The organism is Kitasatospora sp. NPDC041988, from assembly GCF_055588525.1.
Map to the genome: position 1 here is coordinate 64993 of NZ_JBVJCO010000043.1, position 13293 is coordinate 78285.

The 13293-nt window shown below is 71.0% G+C and carries 9 protein-coding genes, 1 rRNA gene and 1 pseudogene; 5 read left to right on the forward strand and 6 right to left on the reverse strand.

What is annotated here, in order from left to right:
• Positions 1-46: 46 nt before the first annotated feature.
• From ACZ6NC_RS32485 to ACZ6NC_RS32495, 3 genes are all read left to right on the forward strand, one after another.
• Positions 47-952, forward strand: coding sequence for an arginase family protein (locus tag ACZ6NC_RS32485; protein WP_465737452.1), 906 nt, complete (start codon positions 47-49; stop codon positions 950-952).
• Between the two features lie 468 nt (positions 953-1420).
• On the forward strand, positions 1421-2410 hold the full coding sequence (locus ACZ6NC_RS32490; RefSeq protein WP_465737439.1) for an aldo/keto reductase: 990 nt from the start codon (positions 1421-1423) through the stop codon (positions 2408-2410).
• Positions 2411-3122: 712 nt separating this feature from the next.
• Positions 3123-4130 (forward strand): hypothetical protein, encoded by a 1008-nt coding sequence (locus ACZ6NC_RS32495; RefSeq protein ID WP_465737440.1) that lies wholly within the window; start codon positions 3123-3125, stop codon positions 4128-4130.
• 183 nt (positions 4131-4313) lie between these two features.
• Here ACZ6NC_RS32495 and ACZ6NC_RS32500 read toward each other — a convergent pair.
• Positions 4314-4824 (reverse strand): annotated as a pseudogene (locus ACZ6NC_RS32500) (DUF4328 domain-containing protein); the annotation flags it as partial.
• An 87-nt stretch (positions 4825-4911) separates the two neighbouring features.
• Between ACZ6NC_RS32500 and ACZ6NC_RS32505 the strand changes: the two are divergent.
• Complete coding sequence (locus ACZ6NC_RS32505) at positions 4912-5799, forward strand: hypothetical protein (RefSeq protein ID WP_465737441.1); 888 nt, start codon at positions 4912-4914, stop codon at positions 5797-5799.
• A 197-nt stretch (positions 5800-5996) separates the two neighbouring features.
• On the opposite strand, the gene ACZ6NC_RS32510 is transcribed toward ACZ6NC_RS32505, so the two are convergent.
• The 4 genes from ACZ6NC_RS32510 to ACZ6NC_RS32525 form a co-directional block, all read right to left on the reverse strand.
• Positions 5997-6725, reverse strand: coding sequence for a flavodoxin family protein (locus ACZ6NC_RS32510; protein WP_465737442.1), 729 nt, complete (start codon positions 6723-6725; stop codon positions 5997-5999).
• A gap of 160 nt (positions 6726-6885) precedes the next feature.
• A complete protein-coding gene (locus ACZ6NC_RS32515) occupies positions 6886-7614 on the reverse strand; it encodes a DUF5995 family protein (protein ID WP_465737443.1) in 729 nt (242 codons plus the stop codon).
• Between the two features lie 136 nt (positions 7615-7750).
• On the reverse strand, positions 7751-9415 hold the full coding sequence (locus ACZ6NC_RS32520; RefSeq protein ID WP_465737444.1) for a peptide-N4-asparagine amidase: 1665 nt from the start codon (positions 9413-9415) through the stop codon (positions 7751-7753).
• Positions 9416-9627: 212 nt separating this feature from the next.
• Positions 9628-11070 (reverse strand): glyceraldehyde-3-phosphate dehydrogenase, encoded by a 1443-nt coding sequence (locus ACZ6NC_RS32525; protein ID WP_465737445.1) that lies wholly within the window; start codon positions 11068-11070, stop codon positions 9628-9630.
• Positions 11071-11367: 297 nt separating this feature from the next.
• On the opposite strand from ACZ6NC_RS32525, the gene ACZ6NC_RS32530 reads away from it, so the two are divergent.
• Positions 11368-13056, forward strand: a complete 1689-nt coding sequence (locus ACZ6NC_RS32530; protein WP_465737446.1) for a proline--tRNA ligase — start codon at positions 11368-11370, stop codon at positions 13054-13056.
• 153 nt (positions 13057-13209) lie between these two features.
• Here ACZ6NC_RS32530 and rrf read toward each other — a convergent pair.
• Positions 13210-13293, reverse strand: a 5S ribosomal RNA gene (rrf, locus tag ACZ6NC_RS32535); the annotation flags it as partial.

Here is a 13293-nt window from a genome sequence, read left to right on the forward strand (position 1 = left end):
GCGCAGCCCGCTCGCGCCCGTCCGGGCGGACGGCGATGATGGGTGGATGCGACGAGATCTCGTTGTGGTGGGCGCGCCGACCAGTGCGGGCAGCTACGCACCCGGCCAGGAGGCCGCACCAAGCGTGTTGCGCGAGCTGGGCCTGATCGATCGCCTGAGGGCGGCGGGCCGCCGGGTACGGGATGCAGGAGACGGGCCGCTGCACGTGTGGGCCCCCGACCCGCAGCACCCGCGGGCCCAGAACCTCGCGGCAGTGGTCCAAGCCGTCAGAGCGGTCGCCGACCAAGTCGCCGGAGCGTTGGAGGAGGACTCGGACGTTCTGGTTATCGGCGGCAACTGCACCGTCGCACTGGGCGTGATGGCAGCTCTCACGGAACGCGACCCGGACGCCGGCCTGCTCTACATCGACCGGCACTTCGACCTCAACACACCCGCGAGCACCCACGAGGGCGCCCTCGACTGGATGGGGCTCGCCCACGGACTGGACCTGCCCGGAGCCGCGGAGCCGCTGGCGGCCGCCTTCGCCCACCGCCCGCTGCTCGCCCCGGACCGGCTCCACCTCCTCGGCATCGACCCCGAGGCCGCCACCTCCTGGGAACGCGAGCAGGCAAGAGGCTTGGGCCTGCGATGGGGCTCGCACATCGATCTCGCCACCACGCCGGGAGCCGAGGTGACACGGGCCCTCAGTACGCTCCCGTCCGGTCCCCTGGCCGTGCACCTCGACGTCGACGTCCTGGACTTCACCGACGCGCCGCTCGCCGAAAGCACGGACGGCCGCAACAGCGGCCCCACACTCGACGCCCTCTCCGAGGCACTGGACACCGCCTGCCGGGACCCGCGCTTCCGAGCACTCTCGATCTGCGAGCTCAACCCTTCCCGCGCCGCCGGACACCCCGCCGTGCTCCACCGGTTCATTGCAAGCCTTCAACACGCCCTGCGCGCAACCCCGTGAACTGCGGCCGGGACACCGGGTACCTCCTCCGAACCCTCGCCGCCCCTCCGGAAATGGGCTGACCACCGGCCGAGCCTGTAGACGGACAGGCTCGCGTCGTCTGGCTCGGGCGTCGGCCACGTCGCACTTCTGACGGTCAGCATCGTGTCGCCGTGATGTCGAAAGCCTTCTTCACTTACTCAAGGGCGGCGCACAGCGCCGCCGGTCGCCCCCGGCAGACCGGCCGGGCATGCGGCCCGGCGGCCGGTCCCGGCCGGTCCGGTCCGGTCCGGTCCAGGCCGTAAGCCGGCTCGCCGGTAGGGCAATGCCTCGCACGGGCGTCCTGTACCCGGCCGTGCCGGTCCGCCTCCGGAAGACCTCGGCGCCGTAAGGTCCACTCCGAGGAGACGAGGCCGAGCGGTCGCCCGGACCGGGGCGTCGGAAGGCGTCGGGCCACGGGAAGAACGAGACGAAGGGCTGGCACGACACATGCAACAGCGCAGTCTGCGGGACCTCCAGGTGTCGGCCATCGGCCTCGGCTGCATGGGGATGTCCGCCTTCTACGGCACGGCCGACCAGGACGAGGGCGTCGCGACCATCCGGCGCGCCCTGGCCCTCGGCATCACCTTCCTCGACACGGCGCAGGTCTACGGACCGCTCACCAACGAGTCCCTGGTCGGCGAGGCCATCCGGGGGCACCGTGACGAGTACGTGATCGCCACGAAGTTCAACTACCGCATGGACAGCGCCGTTCCGGGCGACATGTCGACCGTGGGCCGCCAGGACGGCTCGGCCGAGCACGTCCGCAGTTCCGTCCACGGTTCACTCGCGCGGCTCCGCACCGACCGCATCGATCTGTACTACCAGCACCGGGTCGACCCGACCGTGCCCATCGAGGAGACCGTCGGCGCGCTCGGCGAACTGGTCGCCGAGGGAAAGGTGCGGTACATCGGGCTGAGCGAGGCGAGCGGCGAGACCATCCGACGTGCCCACGCCGTCCACCCGGTCACCGCCGTCCAGAGCGAGTACTCGCTCTGGACACGGGACGTGGAGGCCGAGGTGCTCCCCACGTGCCGGGAGCTCGGAATCGGCTTCGTGCCGTACTCCCCGCTCGGCCGCGGCTTCCTCGCGGGCCGCTTCAGCTCCCCGGACGAGCTCGACAAGGACGACTTCCGCCGCACCAACCCGCGCTTCGCCGAGGCCAATCTGGCGGCCAACCTCCGGCTCGCCGACAAGGTGAAGGAGATCGCCGCGGAGAAGCACGTCACCCCGGCCCAACTGGCGATCGCCTGGGTACTGGCCCGTGGCGAGGACCTCGTGCCGATCCCGGGCACCAAGCGCCGCACCTACCTGGAGCAGAACGCGGGCGCGGTCGACGTCGAGTTGACCGATGAGGACCTGGCCCGCATCGAGGCCGAGTTGCCCAAGGTGGAGGGCGAGCGCTACGACGAGGACGGAATGCGCGCGGTGAACCGCTGAACGACCGCCGCTGACCGGACGGGTGGCAGCCGTAGCAGCAGGCGGGCCCCTACCGGATCGTGCTGAACACGGACATGCGTCTGCCGCGCGACGTCCCGGTCGGCGGACGGTATGGATTGGCCGGGACCCGCTCCGGTGGCCCCGCCGCACACCTCTCAAGGCGTTCGTTGGTGCGCTCGATGCCCTTGGGGGAATGCGAGTTGGCCGACCGCAGCGGCGAACACCTCGTCCAGGCAGCCGAGGACGCATGACCGCGCCTGAGAAGGTGGCGGTGAACGAGATGTTCGCGCTCTGCGCGTAGCCGCCTCGCTCGCCGGGGTGTTGCGGCCGTCGTCCCGTTCGTGGGGCGGTGGCCGCTGTTGCGCCCCGGCAGCCGGCCCCGGGCGTCCGTGTCCGGGCGTGGTCGGCCTCACCGCTGGGTTGACCGTCCTGCCCGGCGGCTGGGTCGCGGTCGGCAGCTTCCCCACCACGGACGGCACCTCCGCCACCGCCCAGGGAGTGGACATGGTCGTGCTGCGTGCTCGCTCTCGTGGACGTTCGGTGCGGTGTCCTGGCTGCGGAGCGTGGTCCGGTCTAATTCCCGCCCTGCGCCGGGGCGAACGATGCACGGTGGTCGGATCACGAAGGATCCAGCAAGCCGGTAGAGCCGGGCCCCAGCGCGATCTCGTCGATCGCCCCCCACACAGGCACGGTCCGCTGCCAGACTGGTCGGATGAGCACTGACGGCGCGCCGCTGGAGCTGGCGCACTACTACCCTGGCTGGATTTGGGACGCCGCCTCCGTGGGGCGGATGAAGAGCCTGCTGCTCTACTTCGACGGCTTCGCCCTGTTGCTGCCCGACAACCACTTCGAGACGGTGGTGGCCCGCGAGGAACAGCTGGCCGGCCCGCTGCGCGCCGCCGGGCTGCTGCACAACCTGGAGCCCGACACCTGGCTGGACGCGGAGAACGCTCGCCGAATCCAGGAGAGCGCAAATCGGAGTCTTCCACCCTCCCTCGTTCTCCCCGAGGACGAACCCGAGTTGAGAGCAGAGCTTCTGTACGAACTCGGGGTACCGAGCTTTCTCACCGATCCCCACTGCGGCCCCGGGGATTTGAGGGCCGCGCTCGTGGACGAGATGCTGGAGACTGGTGCGGTGATCCGTCGCCGCCCCGATCTGGGTCCGGACATGATCGAGATGCCGCCCGCGGCACACGCCGCCATCCTCATGGGCCTGGGCCTCGCCGCGCAGCGACGCATCACCGACCACCGCCTCCACCTGGTCGGTGACATACCCAGGCCCGGCGATACCACCGCCGCGTTCACCCTGCACCGCGACCTGACGGACATCGGCCTCGACCTCTCACCGGTACCGCTCGACGAGATCCTCGACTTCCGCCGCGAGCACGGCAGCGAATACCGGGCCTACGCCCGTGAGCTGCGGAAGTTCGTCAGGATGCTCGAAGACTTCGATCACCCTGCTGAGCGCGAGCGGCTGTTGCGCGACCGCTCCGAGGAGATCACCGAGCTTGCCGCCACCCTCCGCCGACACCGGTGGGCGTGGGGCCGCCCGTTGGCCTCGCTGGCCCTGGGCGGCGCGGGCGCCTTGTGGACTCTGCGCCAGACCGACCTTGTGGGATCGCTCATCGCCTTCTCCGGAGCTGTGGCCGGATTCACGGCCCCGGCCAAGCGCCACGACTCCTTCACCTACCTCCTTGAGGCACGCCGACTGAGTTCCTGATCAGTACGGACAGCGGTCGGCCCCCCGCCGTCAAGGTGGATCTTGGAGGTGAGACCGCCCCGTGAACGGCCGAGGCCTTCGTCGGGGCGGTGCTGCCTCAACGGCCCAGCGGCGCTGCTGCATCGCCGTCAGCCGGTGGACGACCACGATCGCCGCGACGGCCGCCACCAACCGCAGCGTCGAGCCGGCCGCCTCCGCCAGAGCGGCGCCGCGCAGGTTGTTCAAGCCGTTGTACATCGACATGTCGACGGACCTCGTCATGGAGCCGGCAATCCGGCCGACTACCAGCGAGCCGATCCAGGTGGACCACCACAGGGACCAGCACCTTCTGCGACAGCGCGCGCCGCCGCCCGTCGGCGCCGAGCGGGGCGCTCGCCTGCCAGCAGTCCGCCATCACCTGCCAGGGGAACCAGAGGAGGCCGACCGGGGTGAACCAGGACCCGATGGCCCAGCCGCGCCCGAGGCGGTGTCCGTTCGGTACCAGCAGATCCGCGTTCTCTCGGACGCGGTAGAACCACACGATGAACACCACGGCGGTGGCCAGCATCATCGGGATGGAGATCCCGTTCAGCGCCTGCGCCCAGGTGTCCAGGGCGTCGATCTCGTCGTCGCCGACGCTGCCCGACCCGTCCAGCACCCGGCCGTAGAGGGAGTCTCCGTAGTCCCCGGCGCCGGCCAGGGCAACGGGCTCCACCGCGGCGGGCCGATCAGAAGCGTCGTCGAAAGATGGGGCTTTTTCGTGAAAGTGTTCTCCTGTTCATCCACCTGACCGGAGACCTCTGTGACGATCCGCCGCACCACCCTGACCACCGCTGCCGCGCTGCTCGCCCTGTCCGCCGTGGCTGCCTGCAACGACGGCGACGCACAGTCCGCCCCGCCGGCCGGCGGTACCTCGGCGACGACCGGTGCCACCGTGAGCGCGAGTGCGCCGCCGACCGCGACCGCGTCGGAGCCAACGCCCAGCCCCGCCGCGACCACCACGCCGACTGCGACCGCGGGTGCCACGGGCGCCCCGGTCGACGCCTCCGGAGCGTTCGATCCCGCGGTGGCACTGGCCCAGTCCGACCGGACACCGTACTCCGCGACGCTGGCCATGAAGACGACCGCGACGGCCGACGGCCAGGGGTCCGTGATCACCGCGACCGGCCGGGTCAACGTGAACACTCCCACCTATGAGGCCCGGACCGAGACGAAGATGATGCTCGGCGACGGCGACGAGCCGACGCTCTGGATGGAGTCGCTCGCCACCGGCAAGGGCACCTTCGTGCGTGACAAGACCAAGGCGGGCAGCGCCTGGAGCCTGAGCAGCAGCGACGCTTCCTCGCCCCAGGACACCGGCACCCTATACGCCAAGGCGCTCGTTGAGGCCGGCCCCGGCGCCCGCAAGGGCATGGAGCAGAAGAACGGGGTCGCGGCGTACCACCTCGGCGCTCGCCTGACGGTCGACCAGATCAAGGCCATCGACCCCAAGGAGTTCCAGAAGATGTCCGATCAGGGCGTCAGCGGGAAGGACTACGACGTCTGGATCGACCGGGCCGGCCGCATCCTGGCACAGAACCAGTCCATGAAGGTCCCCCGCGGCTCCACGACCGTCACGTCCGTCATCACCGTGACCTACACGGACTTCGGGCCCCGCGAGCAGTTCACCGCCCCGGCCACCACCAGCTGACCCACCTCGCCCCCCGGCAGTACCCGACTCCCGGGCGGGGCGCCTCATCACGTGTGGGGCTGGAGGTCGAGGTTCGGCTCGTTTCCGGCCCCGGGAAGTACCTCGTGCGGGACAGCGGTCAGGTCATCGCCCCCCGAGGAAGCCGACGCCCTCTCCGGGGGCGCTGACCCCGCTTCGACGGTGATTCCCGTTGCGGTTCACCGGTGTTCGGGGTTCTCGAAGTCGAAGCGGCAGCCCGCGTCCCACTCGGAGCGCTGGTTGCCGTGGGCGGGGATGCCGCCGGCGTCCTTGAGGAGGCCGGCGAGGTGGAGCAGGTTCCAGGTCATGAAGGTCGCGTTGCGGTTGGTGAAGTCGTTCTCCGGCCCGCCGGAGCCCTCGTCCAGGTAGGACGGTCCGGGGCCGGCCTCGCCGACCCAGCCGGCGTCGGCCTGCGGCGGGATGGTGTAGCCCAGGTGCTGGAGGCTGTAGAGGACGTTCATCGCGCAGTGCTTGGCGCCGTCCTCGTTGCCGGTGATCAGGCAGCCGCCGACCCTGCCGTAGTAGGCGTACTGGCCTTGGGCGTTGAGGACCGACGAGCAGGCGTACAGACGCTCGATCACCGTCTTCATCACGGAGGAGTTGTCGCCGAGCCAGATCGGGCCGGCGAGGACGAGGATGTCGGCGGCCATCACCTGGCTGTAGAGGATCGGCCAGTCGTCGGTCTCCCAGCCGTGCTCGGTCATGTCGGGCCAGACGCCGGTGGCGATGTCGTGGTCGACCGCGCGGAGCACGTCGACCTGGACGCCCTGGTGCTGCATGATGCCGGTACTGACATCGATCAGGCCCTGGGTGTGGCTGCGTTCGGGTGAGCGCTTGAGCGTGCAGTTGAGGACCAGCGCGCGCAGGTCGTCGTAGCGGCGGGGCGGGGCGGACACCGGCTGGGACATCGGCGGGGCCTTTCGGGGGCCTTGCAGGGGGCCTTCCCTCTCGGGGGCCTTGCGGCGGGGCGGTCGCCCACCAGTCCAACCGGCCCGCCCCGCCGCCGCCCGCCGGACTGGGCCGACCGCCTGACCCCGGCGGGCGGGCCAGGAGAGAGGAGGGAGCCCGTCAGGCGGCGTCGTCGGGCTGGTCGACCGGGGGCAGCACGGGGGTGAGGAGCATCCGGCCGGCCAGGGCGACGCCCGCGGTGACGGTGGTGAGGGTGGCGTCGTAGAGCGGTCGCAGGTTGCGCTGGTGCCAGAGGGTCTGGGTGGTGGCCCAGGCCGCGTCGCGGGCGCGGGCGACGGAGAAGCTGGCGACGATGTGCTTCAGCGGTTCGACGGCTCCGGTGGTGACCTTGACGATCTGCGCCTCGAAGGAGGCCCGGACCTCCGCCTCGACCTGGGTGAGCAGCTCGTTCACCTTGAGGTAGTCGGCGTGCACGGGCGGGGTGTCCGGGGTGGTGCGGCGTTCGATGCAGGTGGCCACCACGGCGAGCGGGAGGTCGTGGTTGATATGGGCGTTCATCCCGGCGAAGCCGAACTGGATCGGCCAGACCACCCGGTTGTCCCTCGCCTCGAAGAGCGGCTGCCAGGAGGCGTTCACCGGGCGGCCCGCCTCGGCCGCGTCCACCGCGTCGAAGTAGAGGTTGGCGAAGACCACGTCCAGCCGCTCGATGAACGCCTGGTCCTGGAAGTAGCCGGCCACCAGTCGCTCACCGACCAGTTCGGTGACCCGCAGGTACATCCGGTTGAAGCAGGCGACGCCGTCCCGCGGGTCCAGCCGGGCCTCGATCGCCCGCATCCGCTCGATGACCTCTTCGACGCTCTGTGCGGCCCTGGTCTTCGACCGGGTCATGGTGTCCCCTTCCGAGGCGTTGGGTGGTGCCGTTCGGTCCGACTGCCACGACACACCGGCTGTCGCCGCCACGCCCGCCGTCGTCCCGGACACACCGCCCCCGTTCACCCGAACCGCCCCGTCCCCCTCCCCGGGGCTACCCCACCGGCCACCCGTCCAGCGTGGTGATGCTGCGGTGGTACGGCCCGTCCGGCCCGGTGCTGCGGTAGTCCTCCGCCGAGCCGCCGGTGCGGACGGTGGTGTCGCCGTCGTGCCGGTGGGCGGTCGGGCGCAGCGTGTGGTCGACGGTGGAGCGCTCGGTGGTCCGGGCTCCGACGGCGGTGGTGGCCTCGCGGTGGTAGCCGAGCTCCATGGCCGTCCGCTGGTCGCTGTTGCCGGCCGCGTCGTGGGTGACCTTGTAGGTGACGTCCAGCGGCTCGCCCTCGTGGACGGTGGTGGTGCGGTGCGGGCCGGCGCCCCAGGTGGCGGTGGTCCGGGTGAGGTCGGTGCGGTTGTGCAAGGTCAGGTCGTTGCCGCTGTCGCGCAGTTGCTGGGCCGAGCGGAACGCGAGGTCGTCGCGGACCTCGGTGGTGATGCGCCCGTGCGAGGTCTGCACCCAGCCGCGCGCCAGGTCGTGCCGGTCCGCCGTCACGGCCCAGTCCCCGCTGCCGCCGCCGTGGTCCGCGAGGACCGTCCCGGCCGACGCCTCGGGGGCCACCCGGTACTCGGTGAGCTGCCCGGAGGTGCGGGCGGCGCCGTGGTCGGTCTCGGCGAAGAGGTTGACCTGGCCGCTCCAGAGGTCGTTGGCCTGGGCCTCGGCCGCGTTGACGGTGATGCCGACGCTGTGCGGGCGGCCGTCCAGGAGCAGGCCGACGTACGGGGTGAGGTCGAGGCGGTAGGCCGGCAGGTCGAACGCGAAGATGCCGGGTGTGGGCCGCCAGAGCAGCGGGTCCCACCCGCCGGTGTAGATCACCGGGTACGGCCAGACCGCACCGGCCGTCCGTCCGTCGATGCTGAGCCGCAGTTCACGGAACGGTCCCTTGCCGCAGGCCCCGCTCCCCGGGTTGGCACGCGCGAACTCGTCCGGCGCGGAGGCGTACGCGAACTCCTCGCAGGCTCCCCCGCCCCGCGCGTACACCTCGGCGGTCAGCCGCTCCAGGTTCTGCGGGAAGGTGAGCTCGCGAGCCGCCGTCGGGGCGGCCTGGGTGAGCCCGAACGCCCCGGTGGTCAGTATCCGGTCGGCGGTGCGGGCTGCGGGCCACCGCGCGGAGGTGGTGTAGAAGGTGAAGCTCGCCGAGATCCGGAACACGCCGGTGTACGTGCCGTCGGTGACATTGGCCAGGTCGAAGGAGAACGGCTGCGCCCCTCCCGCGAGCAGCGGCGCATACCGGGTGACGTCCCGCTCGACCGCCCACTCGATCCCGTCCTTGGACGGTTCGGGCGTGGACGAGAGCAGCACCTGCACCCCGCCGACCCGCACGCTGAACAGCCGGTCGAACTGCCGCCCCGCCACCTGCCCGTGCAGGTCCATGACCACGGCCGACCACGGCCCCGCACACCCGGCGGGCGGCGCCACGGTGGCGCTGTACGGCGTGTCCGGCGGATTGCCGTACCCGTCCCGGAACGGCTGGTCGTGCATCACCTCGACCGTGCAGGAGCGGGTGTCCGGTCTGGTGAGCGGCTTGGCCGCGCTGACCGGGTCGTGATAGTCGCTCCCGAAGTCGGCCTGCGCGGGTCCGGCGGCGGCCAGCGCCCCGGTGAGGGCGAGCACGGCCGCCCCCAGCAGGCGGCCGGCTCGGCGAATCAGCGGACGAACAGCCATCGGTGTCCCTCTCCTCGGCCCGGACGGACGACCCCGGCATCCTCCCGACACTGGCATGCCACCGTCAATAGCAAGGGTGGCCCTCGCCTCCGGGGCGGGCCCGGCGCAACGGCCGGGCCGGCACCCGCGCCATGCAGGAAGGCCGCCCCCGCCGGAAGCGGGAGCGGCCTTCGGGCCTGCGCGGGATCAGGACCGGGATCGAAACCCCGGGATCAGACCGCCGGGGCGGGGAAGGTCGGGTACTCGACGCCGGAGACGTGCTGGACGACCCGGATGACCTGGCAGGAGTAGCCGAACTCGTTGTCGTACCACAGGTAGAGGATCGCGTTGTCGCCCTCGACCTTGGTGGCGCCGGCGTCGACGATCGAGGCGTGGCGCGAACCGATGAAGTCGTTCGACACCGCGTCGGGCGCGGTGGTGAAGTCGATCTGGCGCTTCAGCGGCGAGGTCAGCGAGATGTCGCGGAGGTACTCGAGGACGTCCTCGCGCGTGGTCTCGCGGGCCAGCTGCAGGTTGAGGATGGCGATCGAGACGTCCGGCACCGGCACGCGGATCGAGCTGCCGGTGATCTTCGCTTTGAGGTCCGGCAGCGCCTTGGCGACGGCCGAGGCGGCCCCCGTCTCGGTGATCACCATGTTGAGCGGTGCCGAGCGGCCGCGGCGGTCGGCCTTGTGGTAGTTGTCCAGCAGGTTCTGGTCGTTGGTGAACGAGTGGACGGTCTCCACGTGGCCGCGCAGCACACCGTACTGGTCGTCCATCGCCTTCAGCGGCGGGACGATCGCGTTGGTGGTGCACGAGGCGCAGGACAGGATCTGCTCGTCCGGCTTGATCGTGTCGTGGTTGACGCCGTGCACGATGTTCGGGACGTCGCCCTTGCCCGGGGCGGTCAGGACGACCTTGTCGACGCCGGGGCGGAGGTGCTTCGACAGACCCTCGCGGTCGCGCCACTTCCCGGTGTTGTCGATCAGGATGGCGTCGTTGATCCCGTACGCCGTGTAGTCGACCTCGGACGGGTCGTTGGCGTAGATGACCTTGATCGCGTTGCCGTTGGCGATGATCGTGCTGTTCGCCTCGTCAACGGTGATGGTGCCCTGGAACTGCCCGTGGATGGAGTCGCGGCGCAGCAGCGAGGCGCGCTTCACGATGTCCTGGTCGCCGCCCTGGCGGACGACGATGGCCCGCAGCCGCAGGCCGTTGTCGGAGGCCTTCTCGATCAGCAGGCGGGCGACGAGACGGCCGATGCGGCCGAAGCCGTAGAGCACGACGTCACGCGAGCCGGAGCGCTCGATCTTGTTGGCACCCGTCGCACCGGCCACCGCGCGGGCGGTGAACTCCTCCACCGACAGGCCGTGGTCGTCGGCACCGTAGGTGGCGGCGAGCATGCCGATGTCGATCTGCGAGGGACCGAGGTCCAGCGTGGTGAGCGCCTGAAGGAACGGCAGCGTCTCGGTGACCGAGAGCTCCTCCCCGGCTATCTGGCGGGCGAACCGGTGGGTCTTCAGGATGCTGACCACCGACTTGTTCACCAGGGAGCGGCTGTGAACCAGGACTGTGACGTCCCTCTCCCGGTGCAGTCGGCCGATGATCGGAATCATCGACTCCGCGATCTCCTCGCGGTTCTTCCAGTCCGTGAACACGTCGTCGTTGACAGTCACAAGTCCATCTTTCGAGCTAGGAGGGTGCCCTCATGCTACCTTCCGGTCCCTCCGGCCCGGCGGGCGGACCCCCGCTGAGCATGGGCTTCCCCCGCCACACCGCCGTTTCCGGCCGTCCGCCGCCGCCCCGGGCCGCCCGTCGGGCGGGTCCGGGGCGGCCACAGCCAGCCACCGGCGGCGGCCATGCCGGGTGCGCCGGCAACGCGTGCGGCCCGGGGGCCGGCGGTGCTCCTGCGGCAGGCGTCACAAGGCTGGATAGGCTCGCGGAAGCGTTCACGAACCTCCGGGGAGAGCCAAATGGTCCTGCGTATGTCCCAGTTGATGCTCAAGACACTGCGGGACGACCCGGCCGACGCCGAAACGACCAGCCACAAGCTGCTGGTCCGGGCCGGGTACGTCCGCCGCTCCGCCGCCGGCGTGTGGATCTGGCTGCCGCTCGGCAAGCGGGTCCTGGAGAACGTCTCCCGGATCGTCCGCGAGGAGATGGACGCGATCGGCGGCCAGGAGGTCCTGCTGCCCGCGCTGCTCCCGCGCGAGAACTACGAGACGACCGGCCGCGCCGACGAGTACGGCGACCTGCTCTTCCAGCTCAAGGACCGCAAGGGCGCGGCCTACGTACTCGGGCCCACGCACGAGGAGATCTTCACCCAGGTCGTCAAGGACCAGTGCACGTCCTACAAGGACCTGCCGGTGATCCTCTACCAGATCCAGACCAAGTACCGCGACGAGGCCCGGCCCCGCTCCGGTGTGCTGCGCGGCCGCGAGTTCCAGATGAAGGACTCGTACTCCTTCGACGTCACCGACGAGGGACTGGGCGAGGCCTACCGGCTGCACCGCGAGGCCTACATCAGGATCTTCACGCGGCTGGGCTTCGACTTCAGGGTCGTCTCCGCCGTCTCCGGCGCGATGGGCGGCTCGGCCTCCGAGGAGTTCCTCGCCCCCGCCGCGGCCGGCGAGGACACCTTCGCGGACTGCCCCGCGTGCGACTTCGCGGCCAACACCGAGGCCGTCACCACGGTCGCACCCGCGGTCGAGGGGGCCGCGCACCCCCCGCTGGAGGAGATCCCCACCCCCGACACCCCGACCATCGAGTCGCTGGCCGCGCACCTCGGCGTCCCGGCGTCCGCGACGCTGAAGAACCTGCTGGTCAAGGTCGACGGCGAGATCACGGCCGTCGGCATCCCCGGCAACCGCGAGCTGGACCTCGGCAAGCTCGCCGAACACCTCGCCCCGGCCGAGGTCGAGCTCGTCACCGCCGAGGACTTCGCCGGCCGGCCCGACCTGGTCCGCGGCTACGTCGGGCCGCAGGGGCTGACCGGGGTGCGCTACCTCGCGGACCCGCGGATCGCCCCGGGAACGGCCTGGATCACCGGCGCCAACAAGCAGGACACGCACGCCCGCAACGTGGTCTGCGGCCGCGACTTCGAGGTCGAGCAGTATCTCGACGTGGTCGTCGTCGAGCCGGGCGACCCCTGCCCGCGCTGCGGCACCGGCCTGCGGCTGGACCGGGCGATCGAGATCGGCCACATCTTCCAGCTGGGCCGCAAGTACGCCGACGCCTTCGAGCTCGACGTCCTAGGCCCGGAGGGTAAGCCGGTCCGGGTCACCATGGGCTCGTACGGCATCGGCGTCTCGCGCGCCGTCGCCGCGCTGGCCGAGCAGACCGCCGACGAGCAGGGCCTCTGCTGGCCCCGCGAGGTCGCGCCTGCGGACGTCCACGTCGTGGCGGCCGGCAAGGCCGTCCAGACGGAGCTGGCGCTGGAACTCGCCGAGAAGCTGGCGGCGGCCGGGGTGCGGGTCATCGTCGACGACCGCGCCGGGGTCTCCCCCGGGGTCAAGTTCACCGACTCCGAGCTGCTCGGCGTGCCGACGGTGCTGGTGGTCGGCCGACGGGCCGGCGAGGGCGTCGTCGAGGTCAAGGACCGGCGCACCGGGGAACGCGAGGAGCTGACCGTCGAGGACGCGCTGACGCGGCTCTCCGCATAGCACCACCGAGAACGCTGAGAACGCCCCTGCCCGCCGCCCGTTGACGCTTCCCCGGTTCCCCGGGCGCGTCGGCGGGCGGCGTGCGTGTGGGGCCGCAGCAGAAATGCAAATAGGCCCCATCCGTTCCCGGATGGGGCCTATTTGTGAATGATTGTTCGGCGGCGTCCTACTCTCCCACAGGGTCCCCCCTGCAGTACCATCGGCGCTGTGAGGCTTAGCTTCCGGGTTCGGAATGTA